Origin of the sequence: Burkholderia puraquae (genome assembly GCF_002099195.1) — a bacterium.
GTDB lineage: Bacteria > Pseudomonadota > Gammaproteobacteria > Burkholderiales > Burkholderiaceae > Burkholderia > Burkholderia puraquae.
Genome location: NZ_NBYX01000002.1, coordinates 423,567 through 445,594, shown reverse-complemented (window position 1 = coordinate 445,594; position 22,028 = coordinate 423,567). Strand labels below are relative to the sequence as shown.

The 22,028-nt window shown below is 66.2% G+C and carries 17 protein-coding genes and 2 pseudogenes; 12 read left to right on the top strand and 7 right to left on the bottom strand.

Annotated features, from left to right (window positions below; genetic code table 11):
• Positions 1 to 643 precede the first annotated feature (643 nt).
• The 4 genes from B7G54_RS06445 (at position 644) to B7G54_RS06430 (ending at position 3,882) form a co-directional block, all read left to right on the top strand.
• Positions 644 to 1,033: a fucose-binding lectin II gene (locus tag B7G54_RS06445; protein ID WP_085038318.1), complete on the top strand. Its 390-nt coding sequence runs from the start codon at positions 644 to 646 to the stop codon at positions 1,031 to 1,033.
• Positions 1,034 to 1,158: 125 nt separating this feature from the next.
• Entirely contained in the window at positions 1,159 to 1,992 is an 834-nt protein-coding gene (locus tag B7G54_RS06440; RefSeq protein ID WP_085038317.1) for a fucose-binding lectin II, read from the top strand.
• A gap of 193 nt (positions 1,993 to 2,185) precedes the next feature.
• Entirely contained in the window at positions 2,186 to 2,926 is a 741-nt protein-coding gene (locus B7G54_RS06435) for a fucose-binding lectin II (RefSeq protein ID WP_085038316.1), read from the top strand.
• A gap of 116 nt (positions 2,927 to 3,042) precedes the next feature.
• Complete coding sequence (locus tag B7G54_RS06430) at positions 3,043 to 3,882, top strand: AraC family transcriptional regulator (RefSeq protein WP_085038315.1); 840 nt, start codon at positions 3,043 to 3,045, stop codon at positions 3,880 to 3,882.
• A 70-nt stretch (positions 3,883 to 3,952) separates the two neighbouring features.
• Here B7G54_RS06430 and B7G54_RS06425 read toward each other — a convergent pair whose 3' ends face one another.
• Both B7G54_RS06425 and B7G54_RS06420 read right to left on the bottom strand, forming a co-directional pair.
• On the bottom strand, positions 3,953 to 7,126 hold the full coding sequence (locus B7G54_RS06425) for an autotransporter outer membrane beta-barrel domain-containing protein (protein ID WP_244289260.1): 3,174 nt from the start codon (positions 7,124 to 7,126) through the stop codon (positions 3,953 to 3,955).
• A 616-nt stretch (positions 7,127 to 7,742) separates the two neighbouring features.
• Positions 7,743 to 9,107 (bottom strand): M23 family metallopeptidase, encoded by a 1,365-nt coding sequence (locus B7G54_RS06420; protein ID WP_085038313.1) that lies wholly within the window; start codon positions 9,105 to 9,107, stop codon positions 7,743 to 7,745.
• 340 nt (positions 9,108 to 9,447) lie between these two features.
• Between B7G54_RS06420 and B7G54_RS06415 the strand changes: the two genes are divergently transcribed.
• Complete coding sequence (locus tag B7G54_RS06415) at positions 9,448 to 10,317, top strand: mechanosensitive ion channel family protein (protein ID WP_085038312.1); 870 nt, start codon at positions 9,448 to 9,450, stop codon at positions 10,315 to 10,317.
• 68 nt (positions 10,318 to 10,385) lie between these two features.
• Here B7G54_RS06415 and B7G54_RS39300 read toward each other — a convergent pair.
• Together B7G54_RS39300 and B7G54_RS40090 are read right to left on the bottom strand one after the other, a co-directional pair.
• A pseudogene (locus B7G54_RS39300) lies at positions 10,386 to 10,523 on the bottom strand (branched-chain amino acid ABC transporter substrate-binding protein); the annotation flags it as partial.
• Positions 10,509 to 10,793 (bottom strand): annotated as a pseudogene (locus B7G54_RS40090) (histone deacetylase family protein); the annotation flags it as partial. The pseudogenes B7G54_RS40090 and B7G54_RS39300, both read right to left, overlap by 15 nt.
• 115 nt (positions 10,794 to 10,908) lie before the next feature.
• On the opposite strand from B7G54_RS40090, the gene B7G54_RS06405 reads away from it, so the two are divergent.
• From B7G54_RS06405 to dbpA, 5 genes are all read left to right on the top strand, one after another.
• Complete coding sequence (locus tag B7G54_RS06405) at positions 10,909 to 11,397, top strand: Lrp/AsnC family transcriptional regulator (protein ID WP_085038310.1); 489 nt, start codon at positions 10,909 to 10,911, stop codon at positions 11,395 to 11,397.
• A gap of 61 nt (positions 11,398 to 11,458) precedes the next feature.
• On the top strand, positions 11,459 to 11,770 hold the full coding sequence (locus B7G54_RS06400; RefSeq protein WP_085038309.1) for a hypothetical protein: 312 nt from the start codon (positions 11,459 to 11,461) through the stop codon (positions 11,768 to 11,770).
• 511 nt (positions 11,771 to 12,281) lie between these two features.
• Positions 12,282 to 13,946 (top strand): malate dehydrogenase (quinone), encoded by a 1,665-nt coding sequence (gene mqo / locus B7G54_RS06395; protein WP_175130441.1) that lies wholly within the window; start codon positions 12,282 to 12,284, stop codon positions 13,944 to 13,946.
• 437 nt (positions 13,947 to 14,383) lie between these two features.
• Positions 14,384 to 14,581: a hypothetical protein gene (locus tag B7G54_RS06390; RefSeq protein WP_085038308.1), complete on the top strand. Its 198-nt coding sequence runs from the start codon at positions 14,384 to 14,386 to the stop codon at positions 14,579 to 14,581.
• Positions 14,578 to 15,975 carry an ATP-dependent RNA helicase DbpA gene (gene dbpA, locus B7G54_RS06385; protein ID WP_085038307.1) on the top strand — a complete coding sequence of 466 codons (1,398 nt, stop codon included), beginning with the start codon at positions 14,578 to 14,580 and terminating at the stop codon, positions 15,973 to 15,975. Before B7G54_RS06390 ends, dbpA begins: the two co-directional genes overlap by 4 nt.
• A gap of 120 nt (positions 15,976 to 16,095) precedes the next feature.
• Here dbpA and B7G54_RS06380 read toward each other — a convergent pair whose 3' ends face one another.
• Entirely contained in the window at positions 16,096 to 16,920 is an 825-nt protein-coding gene (locus B7G54_RS06380; RefSeq protein WP_085038306.1) for a phosphate/phosphite/phosphonate ABC transporter substrate-binding protein, read from the bottom strand.
• A gap of 300 nt (positions 16,921 to 17,220) precedes the next feature.
• On the opposite strand from B7G54_RS06380, the gene B7G54_RS06370 reads away from it, so the two are divergent.
• Together B7G54_RS06370 and B7G54_RS06365 are read left to right on the top strand one after the other, a co-directional pair.
• Positions 17,221 to 18,246, top strand: coding sequence for a fatty acid desaturase (locus tag B7G54_RS06370; protein ID WP_085038305.1), 1,026 nt, complete (start codon positions 17,221 to 17,223; stop codon positions 18,244 to 18,246).
• Between the two features lie 221 nt (positions 18,247 to 18,467).
• Positions 18,468 to 19,670: a benzoate/H(+) symporter BenE family transporter gene (locus B7G54_RS06365; protein WP_085038304.1), complete on the top strand. Its 1,203-nt coding sequence runs from the start codon at positions 18,468 to 18,470 to the stop codon at positions 19,668 to 19,670.
• 25 nt (positions 19,671 to 19,695) lie between these two features.
• Here the strand turns inward: B7G54_RS06365 and B7G54_RS06360 are convergent, their stop codons facing one another.
• Positions 19,696 to 20,583, bottom strand: a complete 888-nt coding sequence (locus tag B7G54_RS06360) for an NAD(P)H-binding protein (RefSeq protein WP_085038303.1) — start codon at positions 20,581 to 20,583, stop codon at positions 19,696 to 19,698.
• Positions 20,584 to 20,973: 390 nt separating this feature from the next.
• Positions 20,974 to 21,861 (bottom strand): AraC family transcriptional regulator, encoded by an 888-nt coding sequence (locus tag B7G54_RS06355; protein ID WP_085038302.1) that lies wholly within the window; start codon positions 21,859 to 21,861, stop codon positions 20,974 to 20,976.
• Between the last annotated feature and the right edge of the window lie 167 nt (positions 21,862 to 22,028).

Here is a 22,028-nt window from a genome sequence, read left to right as displayed (position 1 = left end):
TAGTCGTAGCGAGAAACGGGGCTGGGCGGCTTGCATGGCCGAAATCAAATCACAGGGTGACGGGAGCTGTCAACGGGCTGGGTACAAATGGCGCCGAATTCGATCGCACAGAATCAGTCCTGTCCGATAGGCGGCGCGCCACCCCGTCGATATGCTTCATGGGTGCGGCGCCGGTGAGGCCCCTGTTCACGTTCGGAGTGAGTTGGTCAACGATCTTCGCCGGTTGCCGCACCCCCTTCCTGTTGCCATCGGGTTTCGGCGTGGGCGTTCGGTGGTGGCCGGTGGGCGCGGCCACGACCGAGATGCTGATGTTGAAACAACACGCTGCCATATGCGAACGCCGAGCGTCCGCGCCCAAGCCCGATTGCCCCCTCCGCCTCCCCCGCCCCACCTGTGCAATCGCGCATCGTTCCGAAAATCGATACGCACATCGATATAATTTCCAAAATATATCGAAATAGCACCAATTAAACACATTTCATTCAATCGATTAACCTCCATTTTCGATTTACTGAACAATAGCCATTCCCCCACGAATATTTTTTTATTTATTTTTCGGCATGCTCGATACGTCGCATTTCAAACGGCAAACGTTTGCGCGACACGACTCGAAGCCTTACCCATCATTCCTCAGGAGGAGAGCATGGCCGATTCTCAAACGTCATCCAATCGCGCCGGCGAGTTTTCGATTCCGCCGAATACCAATTTCCGCGCGATTTTCTTCGCGAATGCCGCCGAGCAGCAACACATCAAGCTGTTTATCGGCGACAGCAAAGAACCCGCCGCGTATCACAAGCTGACGACGCGCGACGGTACCCGTGAAGCGACGCTGAATTCCGGCAACGGCAAGATCCGCTTCGAAGTGTCGGTGAACGGCAAGCCGTCGGCCACCGATGCACGCCTTGCGCCGATCAACGGCAAGAAATCGGACGGCTCGCCGTACACGGTCAACTTCGGGATCGTCGTGTCGGAAGACGGCCACGACAGCGACTACAACGACGGCATCGTCGTGCTCCAGTGGCCGATCGGCTGACCTGACGCGCGCCTGACGACCCGCCACCGCCGGCCGCCTCCGGGCCGGCCGGCGGTGGCGCGCCGCATTCGGCGGCACCTTCCCTTCCTTTTGCATCGAAACCCGCCCTAACAACGGAGACACCCATGCCCCTCCTTTCGGCATCGATCATCAGCGCACCCGTGGCGACATCGGCGACCTACGTCGACATCCCGGGCCTGTACATCGACATCGCCAAAGCTGAGATTCGAGACGGGAAACTGCAGGTCATCCTCAACGTGCCGACGCCGTACGCGACCGGCAACAACTTCCCCGGCATCTATTTCGCGATCGCGACCAACAAGGGCGTCGTCGCGGACGGCTGCTTCACCTATTCGTCGAAGGTGCCCGAAAGCACCGGGCGCATGCCGTTCACGCTCGTCGCGACGATCGACGTCGGCACCGGCGTCACGTTCGTGAAGGGCCAGTGGAAAAGCGTACGCGGCAGCGCGATGCATATCGATTCGTACGCGAGCCTGTCCGCGATCGGCGGCACGGCCGCGCAATCACCGTCGCACGGCAGCGGAAGCAGCGAAACCGGAACGGGCGACAATCCCGGCAGCACGGATAGCGGCAACATCGGCGGCGGCGGCGAGCGCGACGGCACCTTCAACCTGCCGCCGAACATCAAGTTCGGCGTCACCGCGCTCACCAACGCGGCAAACGACCAGACGATCGACATCTACGTCGACGACAACCCGAAACCCGCCGCCACGTTCAAGGGCGCCGGCGTGCAGGACCAGAACCTCGGCACGAAGGTACTCGACTCCGGCAAGGGGCGCGTGCGCGTGATCGTGATGGCGAACGGCAAGCCGTCGCGGCTCGGCTCGCGGCAGGTCGACCTCTTCAAGAAGACGTACTTCGGGATCGTCGGCTCGGAAGACGGTACCGACGACGACTACAACGACGGCATCGTGTTCCTGAACTGGCCGCTGGGCTGAGCACGACGACGCGCGGCGCGGCAGGGTGTGCGCGCCGTTGTCGAACCCGCCATGGCGACGGAGCCAACCACGCATTGCGCATCGATTCATTCGAGCAGTCATTTGCAGTCCCACGCTGTACTCCGTGCGCGACAACGGCGAAATCCATTCACCGGCCGCGCAACGCGATTCCTTTCATAGAGACGAGGACGACATGTCACAACCGTTTACCCATGACGATCTGTACGCCCTGCTGCAACTCGCCGGCAACGATGCAACCGCCGTACAGGCGAACGGCGACCAGGCGGTGCTCGACCGGATGCGTCAGTTCATGACCGCGCAGCTCGTGGAAAAGCTGCCGCAATACGATGTGTTCGTCGACATCGCGACCATCCCGTACAGCTTCGACGTCGGCAGCTGGCAAAACAAGGTGAAGGCCGATGCGGCCGGGCAGGTGATCGCCTGCACGGTGACGTGGGCCGGCGCGCCCGGCGTGCTGCCCGGGGCCGCGGCGAAGTTCGGCGTCGGGGCGGTGGTCAATTACTTCTCGAAAGCGACGCCTCAGCCGCAGCCCACGCAGCCGGGTACCACGACGACCGGCGGCGGCGAACGTGACGGCATCTTCAACCTGCCGCCGAACATCGCATTCGGCGTGACCGCGCTGGTCAATTCGTCGGCGCAGCAGACGATCGAGGTGTTCGTCGACGACAACCCGAAACCGGCCGCGACGTTCCAGGGCGCCGGCACGCAGGACGCGAACCTGAACACGCAGATCGTGAACTCCGGCAAGGGGAAGGTGCGCGTGGTCGTGACGGCGAACGGCAAGCCGTCGAAGATCGGCTCGCGCCAGGTCGACATCTTCAAGAAGACCTACTTCGGTCTGGTCGGGTCGGAAGACGGGACGGACGGTGACTACAACGACGGTATCGCCATCCTGAACTGGCCGCTCGGCTAACAAGCAGCGTAACTCCGCTCCTTCGCCACGCCGCCCGGCGTGGCGATCCGCAAGAACGATCAAATGCCCTCGCCACCGATACCATATAGTCGGCTCGACACCCTCATTGGCCCGCTATGAACCCGGTTGGACAAGCACTCTGGTTTATCGAAACCGAACTGGACAGGGAACTGACGCTCGACAGGATTTCCGCCAATTGCGACATGACGCGCTTCGGCTTCTCGCGCCTGTTCTCGATGAATACCGGCTGGCCGGTGATGCGCTATGTGCGGTCGAGGCGGCTCACGCGTGCGGCGCGCGCGCTGGCGCAAGGCGCGCCGGACATCCTCCACGTGGCGCTCGATGCCGGCTATGGCTCCCATGAGGCGTTCACGCGCGCCTTCCGCGATCTCTTCGGCATGACGCCCGAGGACGTGCGGGCACGGCGCACGCTCGATGGATTGTCTCTTGTGGAGCCCCTTCGCATGAAAGAACTGAAACGCATCGCCGTGACGCCGTCGCGCTTCGAAGCCGCCGGAAAGCGGCTGATCGCCGGCATGAGCGATCGCTACACCTTCGAAACCAACGAAGGCATTCCGGCGCTGTGGCAAGCGTTTATCCCATACATCGGTACCATTCCCGGTCAGGTCGACGACGTGACCTACGGCGTGTGCTGCAACCCCGATGCGGACGGCAGTTTCGAGTACATCGCGGGCGTGGAAGTCGCCAGCCGCGACCGGCTGCCCGCGCCGTTTCGCTGCGTCGAGCTCGAACCGCAGCGGTATGCGGTCTTTGAACACAGCGGGCATATTTCCACGCTGCACCAGACCTTCTACAGCATCTGGAACGGCTGGCTGCCGACGTCGGGGTTCAAGGCAGTGGACGCGCCCGAGTTCGAGCGCTACAGCGCGGACTACGATCCGGTGACGGGCGCCGGCGTGCTGGAAATCTGGTTGCCTGTCGAACCCGCTGCGTAAGCGGTTTGCCCTGGTCGGCCGCGCCGTGGCTCGTCGCGGTCGATCGACCAACGCATCGTCATCGTCGACCTCACCACGCCCACCGCACGCCCGCATTCCCGGTGATCGTGCGCTGGTGCTCGCCGCCGAGGTTCGTCAGGTAGCTGACCGTCGCATACACGCTGCCGCGCTTCGTCAGTTGCGCAACGAGCCCTGCGCCGATCTGCCCGGCCGTTTGCCCGACCTGCGTAGCGATCGTCGTCGAGCCGCCGAACGTCGTCTTGTCGTCGGTGCCAAACGAACGCAGCACGTTCATGCGCAGGTACGGCTTCCAGCTCACGCCGTTTGAATCGAACGCATATTGCAGCCGTGCGCCGATCCGGCCGAGGAACGCGCTGCCGTTGTTCCAGCTCACGCTCGAAATCCCGTCATTGAACCGGTCGAGCGACAGCCATTGCCACACGAGCTGCGCCTGCGGCTCGAGCGTCAGCCCGCCGCCGAGCTGGATCGGCAACCCAGCTTCGACCGAGCCTGTGAACGCGTTGCCGCTCGTCGAACCGCTTACGTTGTCGTTCGAATGCGTGCGCACGGTCAGTGCGCTGCCCATCAACACGGCATCCGTGTACCAGCCGCCCGGGCCGATATGGGTCCAGTAGCCGCCGAGGTTGTACGCATTGACCTGCAGCGAACCGACGCCCATGCCCTGCTGCGCGAGCGCGAAGCCGTTCACGTCGCCGACAGCGCGCGCGAACCCGAGGAAGAAGCCGTAGTGGTTGCGATGACCGCTTGAGGTGGTGTCCGCGTACAGATCCTGACCGACCTGCATCCCCCAAACCGTGCCGTCGTACGACGGCGTCACGTCGCCCTTCTGCTTGATGTCGCTGTGACCACCCCACACGCGCGCCCACGATGCGGGTATCGAACCGTTCTCGGCCAGCAGGCCCTGTTCGCCCTGCCGATCGTGGAACGCATCGATCTGCAGCAGCCCGACCTGGCGTGCGACGGCCGGCGCTTCCGCGTATAGCGGCACTTCGGGGCGGTAGATCGGCTCCGGATTGCCGCCCGTTCCCGCGTTGTCGACCGCGTCGACGATCGATTCCGGCGTGCCTTCGGCCGGCGTGATCGGAGGCTCGGTCGGCGGCGTCGGCTGGCCGGGCTCGATGACCGGAGGCTGCGGTTTCGGCGGCACCGTGTTGCGCAGGTACCAGTTGGAGCCTGTGCCGGTTGCCGCACCACCCTTCGCGAGGAAGTACGAATACGCACCGGCGCTCACCGTGCCGCCCGACAACGTAAACGCACCCGCGCTCGACATCCCGCCATCGGCCGCCTGCACGATCTGGATGCCGTCGCCCGTCGTCTGCGCGCCGGGACCACCGACGTTCGTCACCTTCAGCGTGGTCGAGCCGCTCATGCCACCGGCGCCGACAATCAGCCTGTCCGAAGCCGAACCATCGCCTGCAAGATACGTATTCAGCGCGATCGTCCCGTTCTGGCCGACGTAGCTGCCGCCGACGATCGTTAGCGTGTTACCCACACCGCTGCCTGCAAGCTGCAGGAGCCCGGCATTCGTCAGCGTCCCCTTGATTTCGAGGTTACCTGTCCTGCCACTCGCGAGACCGGCCAGCGCGTTCGCGACAAAGACAGTGCCGTAGTTCACTACATCGCCCGCCACACTGCCGTAACCGCCAAACGTCGCCCCCGGCTCAACCCTGACCATGCCGCCACCGACCATCGTGGCCGGGCCGCCTAGTCCGTCGCCAATCACCAGCGTTCCCGCCTTCACGTCGGTGAAGCCGATGGCATTACTGGGACCGTTAAGCGTCAACGTGCCGCTGCCGAGCTTCGTCAGGTAGCCCCCGCCACCCACAATGTTCTGCGTCAACGTCGTGTCGAACCCCTGCGTATCGATCGTGCCCGCACTCGACGGCGCAATCGACACCGCGCGGCTCGACGCCAGGTTGAAGGAACTGCCGAACCGCAGCGTGCCGCCATTTAAAGCCAGGTTTCCCGAGGATGCGCCGAGTGCATTGTCGGCCGCAACCGAGAGGGTGCCCTGCGTGATCGTCGTGCCGCCCGAATACGTGTTGCCGCCTGCAGCCGAAGGCGCCACCGTCAACGTGCCCGCGCCGGTTTTCTCCACCGCGCCCGAACCGCTGATCGTGCCCGTGTACGTGGCGGTGCTGTCCTGCTGGAAGCGCACGAGCCCGTTGTCGGTGATGGACAGCGGCAGATTCGACGCATTCGCTTGCAGCGTCGCGCCCGCATTGACCGTGGCCACGACCGATGCCGTCGTCGTGCCGAGCGTGCCCGTGAGGTTCAGCGTGCCGCTTTGCACGAGCGCGGTCGAGAACGTGCCGGTGCCGGCCCACGTCCAGTCCGTGCCGGCCATCGTCAGGCTCTGGAAGTTCGCGAATGCATTCGACGCCGTGCCCGTGCCCTGCAGCGTCACGGTGTTGGTGCCGACGCCGCCGTTCGCAGTGCCGACGATCTGCGAGCCGGTCTGCAGGATCAGCGTCACGTTGCCGTTGCCGCCCTGGATCGCGGTGCCGCCGCCGCCCTGGATCAGCCCCGCGTTGGTGATCGTCGTCGCGCCGTTGGTCGAGCGCACGCCGATCCCGTTGTTGCTGATGATCCTGCCGCCCGCTTGGTTCGTAATCGTCGCGGTAAACGCGCTGCCGAGCGTATTCGACACGACCGCGTCGACGCTGCCGCCGCTCGTCGCGGTGCCGGTCGTCTGGATCGTGCCGCTGTTGACCAGCGTGTCGTTGTTGCCCTGCATGTACACCGCCGGCGCATCGCGGCCGTTCGACGTCAGCGTGCCGCTGTTGGTGATCGTGCCGTTGCCGCCGAGCAGCGACGCCGCGCGTGCGTTGTTGCCCGAGGTCGTCACCGTGCCCGTGTTGACAATCTGGTTGCCTGACGCACCAGGGTTGCTCTGCCCCCACGCGGCCGTCATCCCGTACGCGTTGTTGCCCGTGGTCGTGATCGTACCGTTGTTGACGAGCGTGTTGTTGTTGCCGTTCGCGGCCATCCCATCGTTGTAGGCGCCCGTCGTCAAGATCACGCCTGCCGAGGCGTTGGTCAGCGTATTGCCGTTGTTCGCGCCGAGCAGCACCGCGCCTCGGTTCGCGACGCCCGTACCGTTGCCGGACATCGACAGGTTGCCGTTGTTGGTGATTGCGCTCGACGTGTCGACGGAAAACGGCGTCGGCGTGGACGTCAGCACGTAGCTGCCGGTCGCGCCCACACCGATGTTGATCGTCACGCTGGTGCTGCCGGTCGCGGCCACGACCGATGGGAGGTTCGCACCGGAACATGTGACTGTCGTTCCGCTGCCCGGCGCTGTAGCCGAACATGCCGCATAAGCGCCCACCGGCATCGCGCCGGTCAGCATCGCCATCCCGCCCAAACCCAGGTTCCGCGTCGTTCTTTTCATCATTCCGCTCGCATTTATTGATGACGTTATCGCTGCAAATCGGTGCGTGAAACGGGTTATATCACCCGCCTTGAAATAATCGCAAGATCCGATCGCGTAATATCGGCAATCAGCCTGGGATTAATTTCGCATTCGAAAATAACGGAATGGGCCGCGCTGCTGCGTTGCGGCAAATCATGCGTCGCCGTCGTGGCAGGCAAGCGGAAAAGTAAAGCGGTTGAATTTGCCGAGTTTCAGGCAAACCTTGAATGCGATGAAGATGGCGCCTTGAGGCAGCCGGAAAATTTGACGCCATTCGATGCTCGATTGGCCGTACGATGACTTACGCATCATTTACGCCATGTTGCTCCGCACGATGGCCGGCAATTCGGAAAATACCGGCACGCGCGTCGAGATGCACATGCAACGATGCCGCCCGCCACGGCGGCCCGCACCTCGCCAACCGTCAACCGGCCCGCGATCCTGCAGGCTTCGACATCGCCACCGGCTGCGACCACGCAGCCGACGCCAGGCGCGTACGCGCGTCGAGCACTACGCGGTTGAACGCCACGCGCCGTTCGCCCTTCAGCTTCGCCGCCTTGCCCGCCTGTACCAGCGCGACCGGATCGACGAGACGATCGTGCCGCCGAACCTCGAAGTGCAGATGCGGTCCCGTAGCCGTGCCCGTGCTGCCGACCGCACCAACGCGGTGGCCGCGCACGACCCGCATGCCGGTTCGCAGTGTCGGCTCGAACGCCGACAGGTGCGCGTAGTACGACGCATAGCCGCCGTCGTGGCGAATCACCACGTACTTGCCGTAGCCGCGCGGCTCGGTGCCGATGAACGTCACCACGCCGCGCTCCGACGCATGAACCGCGCGCCCGGCCGGCGCCGCGAGATCGACGCCGGAATGCACATGACGCGCGCCGGTCACCGGATGCACGCGCGTACCGAAATGCGAGCTGATCCGGTTTGCGTTGACCGGCATCGCAAACCGGGCGCCGGCGAGCGGCATGCCGTCGAGGTCGTAATAGGCGCCCGGCGAGCCGGTATCGGGTGCGAACCACACGCCCGCGACGTGCTGGCCGCGAAAGCGGAGCTCGAGCGCCGTCACGCGCACGCCGTCAGGCAGCATCGCAGTGTCATCAGGTTCATAGGCCACGCGGAAGGTGTCGCCGAGTGCGCCGCGCTGTTTCAGGTCGATGCGACCGGCAAGCATGCGGGTGATCTGTGCGGCAACGCCGGCCGGCAGATCGGCGCGCGCCAGCGACGCCTGCAGGCTGCCGACGATCGCACCGGCCCGCGCGCCACGCTCGGCTGCCGCAAGCACGAACGGCTCGGCGGCGGCGAGATCGACCGGACGCCGTTCGAACGCCGCCTGCTCGCCCATCGCGGGCAACGCCGACGCAAGACCGTAATCGAACCTCGACGCGTACGCGCGCTCGACCGCACCGCGCGCCGCGTCGCACAGCACGCGGTAAGCCACGCATGCACCGAAGCGCGCAACGGGGTCGTCGCGTTCGCCGGCTATCGGCGCGGACAACGCATGCGACGCGTATGCAACGTCGAGCGGCGCGGCCGTCGATGCATGCAAGCCGCCCCACGTCGTGCGCGCGGCATTGAAAAAAGGCACGTCGACAAGATCGGCCATCGCGGGCGAAAGCGGCGCGGCGTCGTGAGACGCGTGTGCCACCGCACCCGGTGCGCCGGCCACACAGGCCGCCGCGATGACACCGCGCAGCAGCGCGCGGCGCATCGGGAAACCGCAAACGCCGCGCGGTGCGGGTTGACCTTGTTCGCGTGCGAGACGGAAACGCAGGTCTAACCGCATGACGTCGTCACTCGCTGTCTGTCAATGAACAATCGGGAAAGAACCGGGTATCGCGGAGGAACGATCGTCGCGACCCGGCAACGTGAAAACGAGTGTATCGGCGTGATCGAAACAGCTGAATAGGACTAGTCTCATTTAATCTGAAAACCGCTTCGTACTAGATCGAAATCGCGATTTCGCGGCACGGCGGCACGGCGACGCGACATCCGACCCCACCCGCTCGCGCGAACCATCCTGCCCCGTACACGGTCGAACGCTGCCTGCGCATGAGCGCCAGCCGGCCCGACCACCGCGGGCACGCTGCGCGTCGCGCATCGTTTCTTCAACCCGGAATCCCGTCATGTTTCTCGATCAACTACATCCGGAGCGCTGGACGTTCCTGTGGAACGCGCTGTCCACGCTCTCCCTCAAGCTATGCGCCGGCCTGGCGCTGCTTTTCGCCGGCTGGTGGCTGTCGAAACGCATCGGCAACTGGCTGAACCGCCTGCTCTCGAACAAGGAGCGCGTCGACGACACGCTGCGGCCGATCCTCTGCGACGTCGCCGTGTGGGGCGTCCGCATCGTCGCCATCGTCGGCGCGCTGTCGCAGCTCGGCATCGAAACCGCGAGCATCGTCGCAGTGCTCGGCGCGGCCGGCCTCGCGATCGGGCTCGCGCTGCAAGGCACGATGCAGAACATCGCGGCCGGCATCATGCTTCTGCTGCTGCGGCCGTTCAAGGTCGGCGACTATATCGACGGCGGCACGGGTGTCGCGGGTACCGTCGACGAGGTCGGGCTCTTCATGACACGGCTGACGAAACCGGACGGCATCTGCGAATACGTGCCGAACAGCGCGCTGTGGGGCAGTTCGATCCGCAACTACACGCGCAACCCCACCCGCCGCCTCGATCTCGAAGTGGAAGTATCGGTGCATGACGATATCGATCGCGCGCTCGACGCGCTGCGCGCGCTGGCCGCGGCCGATCCCGACGTGCTGCAGGATCCCGCGCCGGACGTGATGGTGATGCGCTTCGACGACAGCACGGCCGTCGCGAACATGCGCGTATGGACGCACACCGACAAGTTCTGGGCGATGCGCTGGCGCCTCGCGCGCCAGGTGCGCAAGACGCTCGCCGACGCGAACTGCGCACTGCCGATCCGCACGCGCGAGCTGCACATCGTGCACGACACGGAGCGTCGCGCCGATCGCGCGCAAACGCGCGCGCTGTAAACGGCGGCGGCCGCGAAGCCCATCCCGCTTCGCGGCCCTGCGACGTCGTACGTGACGTCGCCGCCGCATCACATCTTCACGATATCGAGCAGCGCCTTCTTGCCGCTCTTGTACGTGAACACCGACATCGCGCCATGCTTCAGGTCGCCGTGCGGCGTGAAGCTCGTTTCACCGATCACGCCGCGATAGTCGGCGGCCGGCATCGCGCGCACCGGCCACACGAGCGGCAGCGCCTGGCAGGTGCGACCCGTCGCGGTCCATTCGTCCCGCGCGCCGGCGAGGAAATCGACGTAGCGCGCGCTGTGCGCGGCCGCGTAGTTCGCGCGGCCGAACGGCTTCGGCCCGATCACGTCGCCGAGGCCGGCAGCGCGCACCGTTTCGGCGCGAAGGGGGTTTTCGAACGAATCGGTGATCGCGCCATCCTTCAGTTCGACGCCGCAATGCAGTTGGTGATCGCTGCTATAGACCGTGAGCATGGTTGGCCGTTGCGGTGAGGGTGGCAACAGTTTATTGACGGCAACCGGCAACAGCTTTGCCTTCGACGCGCGTCTTTCATACAATTTTGAGAAAACCGCCTACGAAACCCCGGAAATGAGCAAAAATCGCGTTTCGGCCGAACTGGATGGCGTCGACCGCGCCATGCTGCGCCTGCTGCAGGACGACGGCGCGCTGTCGAACGCGACGCTCGGCGAGAAGCTGTCGCTGAGCGTCACGCCGTGCTGGCGGCGCCGCAAGCGGCTCGAGGACGAAGGCGTGATCACCGGCTACCAGGCGAATCTCGACCGGCGCGCGCTCGGCATGAACGTGTTCGCGTTCGTGCAGGTGACGTTCAACATGCATTCCGACCAGGATTCCGATCACTTCGAGGACGTGATGCGGCGTCACGACGAAGTGACGTCCTGCCACAAGATCACCGGTGCGGCCGACTACATCCTGCAGGTCGTCGCGGCGGATCTCGATGCGTATGCGGAATTCGTCGAGCGCGTGCTGCGCAAGCAGCCGGGGGTGTCGTCGATCCAGTCGAGCCTCGCGTTGCGCGAAGTGAAGTTCTCGTCGCGCGTGCCGGTGCCGGACGCGTGAACGCCCCTTCGCCCGTGCACGGGCATCCACCGCTGATCGTCATTCCATGGAGCACCAAGCAATGAAACATCTCATTCCTTCCGCGCCGATTGCCGCCGCGATCGCATTCGCTGTTGCTTTGAGCGCATGCGCGACACAACCGCCCGCCCCTCTCCCGCCCAATATCGCCGGGCAGGACACGCAGACCGCCCAGGCAGCGCCGCCGATGGTCGGCGGCGATCGCGATGCGCACGGCTGCATTGGCTCGGCGGGCTATTCGTGGTGCGAAACGACGCAACAATGCGAGCGCCCGTGGGAACTCGCGAAACAGAAGGGCTTCGCAAATTCGGCGCAAGCGTATGACCAGTTCTGCCGGAACGGTGCCGCGAAGTAAAGTGACATGACGTCACGCGATCGTGCCGCCGCGCGCTGCCGCGACACGACACGATCGCGCCCGAAAAGCCCTCCCGATCCCGCGCAGTTATCCACATCTTTCCCGCTTCCGGCGACCGCCATTCCGGAAACCCGGACACGCAAAAAACCCCACAAAAACAACGGTATTTTTCGTTTGTGACACAGCAAACGAGTTCGGTTACATTACGCGCCCCTTGCCACCCCGCCCCCGCAAAACGCGTCGCGCGCGGCCTCTTTCCACGCAGCCTGAAGCGCCTTCCGCCCAGGCTTGCCGCAAGGGCCCGGGCGCGTTGTGCGCCACTGTGACGCAGGCGCTTGCCTGCCCGCAGGAAGCCGATCCGAAGGTGTCCTTCCCGACGGTTTCGCGTGCGCAAATGCAACGGCGTGCGGCGTCGATCCGGAATTCCGGATTCGCGATCCGGATCTCCGGATCCGTGTTTCGCCGCGATCGGCACGCGTGCCGGGCGGCTTGGCAAACCGATGCATCCAAGTTGAAGAAGGGATCTGCTGTGATCAAAACATTACGGGTAATACTGTCGGCGCTCGCGCTGTGCGTCGCCGCGTCGTCCGCGCATGCCGCCGATACGAAGAAGGTCGACGTCCTGCTGGTGGGCGGCGGCATCATGAGCTCGACGCTCGGCGTGTGGCTGCACGAGCTTCAGCCTGACTGGTCGATGACGATGGTCGAGCGCCTCGACGGCGTCGCGCTGGAAAGCTCGAACGGCTGGAACAACGCCGGCACCGGCCACTCGGCGCTCGCCGAACTCAACTACACGCCGGAAAAGGCGGACGGCAAGATCGACATCTCGAAGGCGATCGAGATCAACGAGTCGTTCCAGATCTCGCGCCAGTTCTGGGCGTGGCAGGTCAAGCAGGGCGTGCTGAAGAACCCGCACTCGTTCATCAACTCGACGCCGCACATGAGCTTCGTGTGGGGCGACGACAATGTCCGCTTCCTGAAGAAGCGCTACGAGGCGCTGCAGGCCAGCCCGCTGTTCCGCGGGATGCAGTATTCGGAAGACTACGACCAGATCAAGCAGTGGGTGCCGCTGATGATGGAAGGCCGCGACCGCAACCAGAAGGTCGCGGCAACGTGGACGCCGATCGGCACCGACGTGAACTTCGGCGAGATCACGCGCCAGTTCGTCGGCTACCTGAAGACGCAGCCGAACTTCACGCTGTCGCTGTCGAGCGAAGTGCGCGAGATCTCGCGCAACGCCGACGGCACGTGGCACGTGAGCTGGGTCAAGCTGCACTCGGATGAACCGGCGCAGTCGGTCGACGCGAAGTTCGTGTTCATCGGCGCGGGCGGCGGTGCGCTGCACCTGCTGCAGGCGTCGGGCATCCCCGAGGCGAAGGACTACGGCGCATTCCCGGTTGGCGGCTCGTTCCTCGTGACCGACAACCCCGAGGTCGTGAAGCAGCATCTCGCGAAGGCGTACGGCAAGGCGTCGGTCGGCTCGCCGCCGATGTCGGTGCCGCACCTCGACACGCGGATCATCGACGGCAAGAAGATCATCCTGTTCGGGCCGTTCGCGACGTTCTCGACCAAGTTCCTGAAGAACGGCTCGTACTTCGACCTGCTCAAGAGCACCAACACGCACAACGTCGCGCCGATGATGCGCGTGGGCGTCGACGAATTCCCGCTGGTCCAGTACCTGGCCGGCCAGCTGATGCTGTCCGATGACGACCGCTTCAACGCGCTGAAGGAATACTTCCCGAACGCGAAGAAGGAAGACTGGCGCCTGTGGCAGGCCGGCCAGCGCGTGCAGATCATCAAGCGCGACCCGGTCAAGGGTGGCGTGCTGAAGCTCGGCACCGAGATCGTCAGCTCGCAGGACGGCAGCATCGCGGGCCTGCTCGGCGCGTCGCCGGGCGCGTCGACGGCCGCGCCGATCATGCTGAACCTGATGAAGAAGGTGTTCAAGGACAAGGTCGCAACGCCCGAGTGGCAGCAGAAGATCCGCCAGATCGTGCCGAGCTACGGCACGAAGCTGAACGACAGCCCGGCTAAGGTCGTCGAGGAATGGACCTACACGAGCGACGTGCTGCAGCTGTCGCCGCCGCCGAAGATCGACCTCAGCGTGCCCGCCCCGTCGGGTGCCGCTGCCGCGCCGGCCCGGCCGGCCAAGGCAGCGGCCGACATGGCGCTGTAATCCGCCGAACGGCGACGCATCACGCGACGGGCAGGCCGTTGCCCGTTCCGTCCCGTTTCGCCTGAAAGACGGACTGCCTCTCGCTCCGAAGAACGGGGAGGCGGTCGGCAATCTGCGGCCATCCGTGAGGATGGCCGCTTTTGCGTCGGCGACCGTCGCCGTGGCGCGTGCCATCGGCCGATCAGTCGCGCCGCCCGGGCGAAATCGACCGATTGCGCCGATTCCACCGCATCCGACCCGGCACCGCGCGCGGTATCCGCTAGAATTGCGGCACGCGCGATCCCGAATCGCCCTCCCGATCCATCATCCGCAGCGTCGCACCCTCACGCCACCGTCCGCACCGCCCCGTTCCCGCGGGCGCACGCGACCGCCGTGGCCGTGCGACGCCCACGCCCGCCCGCAAAGGGCGCACAACCGAATTCAGCTGGAGAAAGACCGTGTTTACCTGCCGAAACCAGAGCTGCGGCACGCAGTGGGAGCAATCCGACGTCGTCATCAAGGACGAAGGCCAGGGGCTGCTGTTCCGCTGCCCGCTGTGCGGCGCACGCAACTACCTCGAACGCTTCGATGCCGAAGACGGCACGGTCGTCTACGAGCAGATGGCCGGCCGCCCTTACCTCGGAGACCTGGAATGACCCAGCCGACCGCCACCCCCTTCAGCGCGCTGTCGCTGACGCCCGCCATGCTCGCGAACCTCGCGCAGCTCGGCTACGTCGACATGACGCCGATCCAGGCCGCGAGCCTGCCGATCGCGCTGGCCGGCCAGGACCTGATCGCGCAGGCGAAGACGGGCAGCGGCAAGACCGCCGCGTTCTCGCTCGCGCTGCTGGCGCGCCTCGACGCGCGCCGCTTCGACGTACAGGCGATGATCCTGTGCCCGACGCGCGAGCTCGCCGACCAGGTCACGCAGGAAGTGCGCCGCCTCGCGCGCGCCGAGGAGAACGTGAAGGTGCTGACGCTGTGCGGCGGCACGCCGATGCGCCCGCAGACGCAGAGCCTCGAGCACGGCGCGCACATCGTCGTCGGCACGCCGGGCCGCATCATGGATCACCTCGATCGCGGCAACCTGAAGCTCGACGCGCTGAATACCCTCGTGCTCGACGAAGCCGACCGGATGCTCGACATGGGCTTCTTCGACGACATCGCGAAGGTCGCACGGATGTGCCCGACGACGCGCCAGACGCTGCTGTTCTCGGCGACCTATCCGGACGGCATCGCGAAGCTGAGCCAGCAGTTCCTGCGCAACCCGAAGGAAGTGAAGCTCGCGGAGCGTCACGACGACAGCAAGATCCGCCAGCGCTTCTATGAAGTGACCGAGGACGAGCGGCTGCATGCCGTGGGCCAGTTGCTGAACCACTACCGGCCGGTGAGCACGATCGCGTTCTGCAACACGAAGCAGCAGTGCCGCGACCTGCTCGACGTGCTGCACGCGCAGGGCTTCCACGCGCTCGCGCTGCACGGCGAGCTCGACCAGCGCGAGCGCGACCAGGTGCTGATCCAGTTCGCGAACCGCAGCTGCTCGGTGCTGGTCGCAACCGACGTCGCCGCGCGCGGGCTCGACATCGCGCAGCTCGAAGCGGTGATCAACGTCGACGTGACGCCCGACCCCGAAGTGCACGTGCACCGCATCGGCCGCACCGGCCGTGCGGATCAGGACGGCTGGGCGCTGAGCCTGGCGAGCATGGACGAGATGGGCCGTGTCGGCGGGATCGAGCAGGCGCAGAAGCGCGACGTCGAATGGCATCCGCTCGCGGAACTGAAGCCGGCGGACGACAGCGTGCTGACGCCGCCGATGGAAACGCTGCAGATCCTCGGCGGGCGCAAGGACAAGATCCGCCCGGGCGACGTGCTCGGCGCGCTGACCGGCGACGCCGGGTTCGACGGCAAGCAGATCGGCAAGATCAACGTGACCGAGTTCTCGACCTATGTCGCGATCGAGCGTGGTGTTGCGCACGACGCGCTGCGCAAGCTCAATGCGGGGAAGATCAAGGGCAAGCGGGTCAAGGTCCGGTTGATGGACGAGGAGTGATGCCGGCGCGCGCCGCGGCACTCACGCGGCGCGCTCGGCCTGCGCTCCGTCGCATTACCCTCGCATTACCCTCGCATTACCCTCGCATTACCCTCGCATTACCCTCGCATTACCCTCGCATCACGCCAGTTCCGGATACCCGTGCGCAGCCGCCTCGCGCTCGAACCGCGCAATCGTGTCGTAGTCGCCCGGCGACAGCCGTTCGAACCCCTTCAGCCGCAGCACGCGCGCCCGTTCCGCATCGGCCTCGACCGCGCGGTCGAGCGCATCCCGCAATGCGGCGGCCTGCGTGTCCGACAGCGCCCGCGATGCGACGAACGGCAACCCCGGGGCGGACGCCGTCATCCCGACGATCCGGATGCCCTCCAGCAATTCCGGCAGTGCGTCCCGCACGTACGCGAACGTCACGCAGTCGATCGCCGCGCAATCGGCGTCGCCTGAAGCCAGCGCGCGCAGCACGTTCAGGTGCGAGCCGAGCGCGGCAACCGATCCGAAGAATCGTCCGTCGCGCGCATGGGGCGCCACCGCATGCCGGAGTGCGTTCATCCCGCTGTGCGAATCTCGACCGTTGAATGCGGCCCGCAGCCCGCGGCATGCGGCGAGCGTCGTCGCGCCGCTCGAATACGCGCGTGCCGACACGACCAGCACACTGCTGTAGTGCGCGCCGCGGCAGCCGTCCGCATCGAACACGGGTGTCGCGATCAGTCGCACGACATCGCTCAGGCCCAGCATCCGGTACGGATAGCCACAGGTCTGCGACAGCAGCAGATCGTCGCGCCGCCACAGCGCATGCAGGTCGTCGAACGGTTCGCCGGGGAGCGCGACATCGGCAGGCCCACCCGCGTTCGCGAACGCATCGAGCGCGTCGCGCAGCAGCGCGCGCCAAAGCGCGTCGTGGCGCGGCGTCACGTTGTACATCGGCAGGGCGGCGATCCATGGGCTCATGCGGGCATTCTACGCATCGCCGCTCGCACAGCGGAACCCGGTTCGATCCCGCAAAACGGGGGCCGAACGTGGCGCAGCACGCGCGAAGCATATCGGCCGCGCGACGATAAGCAAATGCGAATCGGTTGGTTGGCCGCGCGGCGGGATCCCGGTACCGTTCTGATGCCCACCCGAGCATCGCCACCGCGCGTGTTGCCGGACAGGCCGACCGTGATCCGCGCGACACCTGCGCACCCGGGCCGAGCGCACCGGTTCAACCGCGCGTTCCCCGCGCTGCCTGTTCCATCCCGCCTCAACGCCATGGCCGAATACTTCGACGTCGACCACGCGCGTGCGATCGCCGCGCTCGACACCCGCTTCACTGCCCGCACCGAGTGGCCGACCTGGCTGCTGGTCGTCGCGATCTACGGCGGCTGGCTCGCCGTGCTGCTGCTCGTGCGCACCGGGGCCCTGCCGCTCGCGGCCGCAACGCCGCCGCTGATCCTGCTCGGCGCATGGCATATGTCGCTGCAGCACGAACTGCTGCACGGCCATCCGACGCGCTCCGCCCTCGTGAACAAGCTGCTCGGCTATCCGCCGCTGACGGCCTGGTATCCGTACACGCTGTATCGCGACACGCATCTCGACCATCACCGCGACGAAGACCTGACCGTGCCGGGCGTCGATCCGGAAACGAACTACGTCACGCGCGAACGCTGGTCGCAGCTGCCGCGCTGGCGCCGCGTGCTGACGGTCGCACGCAAGACCTTCGTCGGACGCTTCATCGCCGGGCCGCCGCTGAGCATCGCCGCGATGGGCGTCGACGCATTCGCCGCGTTTCGTCGCGGCGACTTCCGCTATCTGCCGATGTGGGCGACGCACGTCGCCTGCGTGGTCGCGCTGCTCGCGTGGCTGCAATGGGCGATCGGCGTGCCGTGGTGGTATTACCTGCTCGCGGTCACGTGGCCCGCGTTGTCGATCGCGATGATTCGCTCGCTGTACGAGCATCGCGCCGCGCCGCATCCGAAGGCGCGCATCGCGATCAATGAAGCGGGCTTCGCGATGCGACTGCTGTACCTGAACAACAACTATCATCTCGTCCATCACGACCTGCCGAAGCTGCCGTGGTACGACCTGCCGCGCGCGTACCGGATGCGCCGCGACGCGTATGCGCAGAAGTGCGGCGGCTTCGTGATTCGCGGCGGGTACGGCGAACTGCTGGCACGCCATGCGTGGACGCCGACCGATACGCCCGTGCATCCGTTCGACCAGGGCACGGCGTCGTTGTCGACGGGCAGCGGCGTGAAGGTGGCGGTGGTCGACAAGGTGTTGCAGATCAGTACGTGACGTTCGGTGCGGGTGCGAGATTCAGCGGAGGGGAAACGGGCCGCACGGCCGCCGATTCGCCCACACCGCCCGACTTTCCTTACGAAACACCAACAACATCGCTCGCACCCGCACATTGCCAATTGCGTCGGCAATGGCCAGAATGACGGCTCGTCCGGAGCTTCCAACAATCATTCGCCCCGGCTCTGCCCCCGGCCCGCGCGCCGCACTCCCCCACGACGATGCAACCGAACACCCCGCCCGGCGCAATCCGCGCGATCGGCAACGACTGGTCCGTTTCCGCGATTACCGCGGGCTTTCTCGCGGTACTGATTTCGTATGCAGGCCCGCTCGCGATCTTCTTCCAGGCCGCGCAGGCGGCGCATGCGTCCAACGCGATGGTGTCGTCGTGGGTCTGGGCGATCTCGATCGGCGCGGGCGTATCGGGCCTGTTCGCGAGCTGGAAGCTGAAGGTACCGGTCATCACCGCGTGGTCGGCGCCCGGCACCGCGCTGCTCGTCGGCCTGTTTCCGCAACTGACGCTCAACCAGGCTGTCGGCGCGTACATCACGGCCGCACTGATCATCCTGCTGATCGGCGTGACCGGCTATTTCGACCGGCTCGTGCGCCACATTCCGCGCGGCATCGCGTGCGGGATGATGGCCGGCATCCTGCTGCCGTTCGGCACGCATGCATTCGCCGCCGCGTCGGAGCAGCCCGCGCTCGCGTTCGGGATGATCGCGGCCTACGTGATCTTCAGGCGCCTGCTGCCGCGCTACAGCATCGTGCTCGTATTGCTGACGGGCGCCGCGCTCGCGACGCTGCTCGGGATGACGCATCTCGGCAACGTGTCGGCGAGCATCGCGCACCCGATCTTCATCGCGCCCGAATGGACGCTCGGCACGACGCTCAGCCTCGCGCTGCCGCTCGTCGTCGTCAGCCTCACCGGCCAGTTCCTGCCGGGCATGACGATCCTGCGCGTGTCCGGCTATCACACACCCGCGCGGCCGATCATCACCGCGACCAGCGTGATGTCGCTCGTCGTTGCGTGCTTCGGCGGGATCACGATCGTCGTCGCGGCGATCACGGCCGCGCTCTGCACCGGCAAGGACGCGCACGAGGATCCGGACCGGCGCTACATCGCCGGGCTCGCGAACGGGGCGATCTACCTGATCGGCGGGCTGTTCGCGGGCACGATCGTCACGGTGTTCTTCGCGCTGCCGAAGGCATTCGTCGCGATCCTCGCGGGGCTCGCGCTGATCGGCGCGATCGGCGCGAACGTGCACGGGATCTTCGAGGACGAAAACCACCGCGAGGCATCGCTGATCACGTTCCTCGCGACCGCGTCGGGCATGACGTGGCTCGGGCTCGGCTCCGCGTTCTGGGGAATCGTGATCGGGTCGCTTTCGTATGCGGTACTGAACAAGGTGCGGCGACAGGCGTGATGCACAACGCGCGCCGCCTCCACTATTACCGCACGTGCTGGCGCACCAGTTGCGCGAGCGCATCGGTCAGTGTCGTCGTCCCGTAAAGCCGCTCCGACACGCCATCCTCGACGTCGATCTGCCCGGCGTTGTGCACGTCGTAGAGATCGACGATCAACTGTGCGTGGCGTTCGCTGAGGCCCGCGCGCAGTAGCGTCGCGGCCCAGGTGTCGCGCGGCAGTTCATGCGCGACGATCGTCCTGCCCGCCGCCACGCCGAGCGTATCGGCGATCGCCGTCACGCTCACCCGCCGCGGCCCTTCGACACTGACGACGCGCGGCCCGTTGCCGCGTTCGGGCACATCGAGCAGCAGCCGCGCCGCGACGACGCCCACATCGGGCGCCCAGACCGTCGGGAACACCTTGCCGACCGGATGGTGAAAGCTCGGCAGCACGCCGGTGCCGAGCGCAACCGGCAGGATGCGCGTCCAGTTCTGCAGATGCTCGGCCGAACGCAGCAGAGTCAGGTGCGTCGAGATCGTCTTCAGTCGCGCTTCGAAGTGATGAAACAGCCGGGTGATGCCCGTATTGCCGTCGCGCTCCGCACCGTAGTCCGACAGCGCGAGCAGCACCGGCGGCGGATTGGCGGCGAGCGCGGCGGTCGCGACGTCGATCGTCCGCGTCATCGTCGCGGCCGGATCGGGGTCGGCGACGGGTACCGGGCACAGCAGCTGCACGGCCTGCGCACCGTCGATTGCCGAAGCGACCGCGTTCGCGTCCGTCAGCCCGGCGATCACGACGTCGCAGCCGAGCTGCGTGAAACGTTCACGATGGCGTGCGTCGCGCAACACCGCGCGCACGGGATGGCCGGCGTTGCGCAAGGCCGTCACGGTCGACTGGCCGACGTTGCCGGATGCACCGAAGATCACGAACACGATTCGCTCCTGAGGGGATGAAGGTGCGGTGATTGTCCGGTTGGGCGGACGCAACGGCGCGCAGGGAGGGATGAACAGAGCAGGAAAGGATGAAGGATTGGGCGGTGGCTGCCATGCGCATGGTCCGCTGCGTCGCCTGACGCTTCGAATCGGACGGCCTGCCGATGACGCGCAACGACACACTCGCGATGGATGCGTCGCTCACGTTCATGACGTTGCGCTTCAGCAGGCTCGTCGAGACGGGAGACGATGAAGCGCTTTCCGGATGAGGGCGAATGCGGCGATTGTCCAACAGCCTGTTGGAGAAATGCCCAGGCGCCAACGCGACCACTCATCTCCGGGCGCGGTGTCACCGCTCCATTACGCGCCGCTCCCGCTGCCCTCGCCACCCTAAGCCAGCCGCAGTCCGCCCCGCGCCCCCGACCGCGCGATCTCCGTCGGCGTCGCGCCGAGCACGCGATTCATCCAGCTCGCCATGTGGCTCTGATGCGCAAACCCGGCTTCGAGCGCGATCTGGCTAATGCTGAGCCGGCCTTCGAGCAGCAACGCCTTCGCGCGCTCGACCCGGCGCCGCACGACGTACTGGTGCACCGGCATCCCGAGCGTTTCGCGGAATAGCACCTTGAAATGCGGCACGCTGATCGACACGAGCGCCGCGAGTTCGGCAAGCGTCATGCGCCGATCGAGGTTCGCTTCGACATAGTCGATCACGCGCGCGGCGGCCTTCGGCGCGAGCGTGCGGCGGCGCTCGCGAAACGCCGGCTGGCCGTCGACCAGCCGCGCGACGAGCGCCGTGCACAGGCTTTCCGCATAGAGCGGATCCGACGCGTCTTCCGCCTCGAGTTCGGCGGCCATCGCCCACGCGATGTGCTGCAGGCGCGGGTCGCGCACCTGCAGCCGGCGGCGGATCTGCCCTTGCGACGGTTTCAGCTCGAGCTGTTCGACGGTCCGCCGCACGAACGTGTCGCTGAGCGCGATATGGAGGATCCGGCAGTCGGCGCTGTCGGTCCACTGGCCGGGCAGGCCGGCCGGAATCACGTCGACGTCGCCATGCGCCTGGATGCGCGACACGCGCTCGCCGTCGCACACGCAATCCGCTCGAACGGGCGACCCGATATGCACGCCGATCCGGTGATGCTCGGCCGCCGGAATCCGGTAGGTGCCCGCGCGGATTTCCAGCAGCGACGCGCCGAAGCCGTGCCAGCCGAGCCCGCGGCTGGAGCGCAGGCTGACCGGGACGCCGTTGTCCGTCGGCGCGGCAAGAATCGCATCGCTCATGGCCTTCCTCCAGTGGACGGGGATGTCGAACGCGCATTGTGACGCGTTTTCGGACCGCCCGCCGCGGCTTGCCCCAGCCGTACCCGGATCGAGCAGAAAAAGATCATCCGATTCTGCTCGGGGCCATCCTTGCGTGTGCGCCGGCGGGCCCCGCGCCGCTTACGATG

Bases quoted from the DNA above. Each gene is read 5' to 3' on its own strand.
- B7G54_RS06445 (WP_085038318.1), top strand. From the start codon at position 644: ATGGCCGATTCTCAAACGTCATCCAATCGCGCCGGCGAGTTTTCGATT.
- B7G54_RS06440 (WP_085038317.1), top strand. From the start codon at position 1,159: ATGCCCCTCCTTTCGGCATCGATCATCAGCGCACCCGTGGCGACATCG.
- B7G54_RS06435 (WP_085038316.1), top strand. From the start codon at position 2,186: ATGTCACAACCGTTTACCCATGACGATCTGTACGCCCTGCTGCAACTC.
- B7G54_RS06430 (WP_085038315.1), top strand. From the start codon at position 3,043: ATGAACCCGGTTGGACAAGCACTCTGGTTTATCGAAACCGAACTGGAC.
- B7G54_RS06420 (WP_085038313.1), bottom strand. From the start codon at position 9,107: ATGCGGTTAGACCTGCGTTTCCGTCTCGCACGCGAACAAGGTCAACCC.
- B7G54_RS06415 (WP_085038312.1), top strand. From the start codon at position 9,448: ATGTTTCTCGATCAACTACATCCGGAGCGCTGGACGTTCCTGTGGAAC.
- B7G54_RS06405 (WP_085038310.1), top strand. From the start codon at position 10,909: ATGAGCAAAAATCGCGTTTCGGCCGAACTGGATGGCGTCGACCGCGCC.
- B7G54_RS06400 (WP_085038309.1), top strand. From the start codon at position 11,459: ATGAAACATCTCATTCCTTCCGCGCCGATTGCCGCCGCGATCGCATTC.
- dbpA (WP_085038307.1), top strand. From the start codon at position 14,578: ATGACCCAGCCGACCGCCACCCCCTTCAGCGCGCTGTCGCTGACGCCC.
- B7G54_RS06380 (WP_085038306.1), bottom strand. From the start codon at position 16,920: ATGAGCCCATGGATCGCCGCCCTGCCGATGTACAACGTGACGCCGCGC.
- B7G54_RS06370 (WP_085038305.1), top strand. From the start codon at position 17,221: ATGGCCGAATACTTCGACGTCGACCACGCGCGTGCGATCGCCGCGCTC.
- B7G54_RS06365 (WP_085038304.1), top strand. From the start codon at position 18,468: ATGCAACCGAACACCCCGCCCGGCGCAATCCGCGCGATCGGCAACGAC.
- B7G54_RS06355 (WP_085038302.1), bottom strand. From the start codon at position 21,861: ATGAGCGATGCGATTCTTGCCGCGCCGACGGACAACGGCGTCCCGGTC.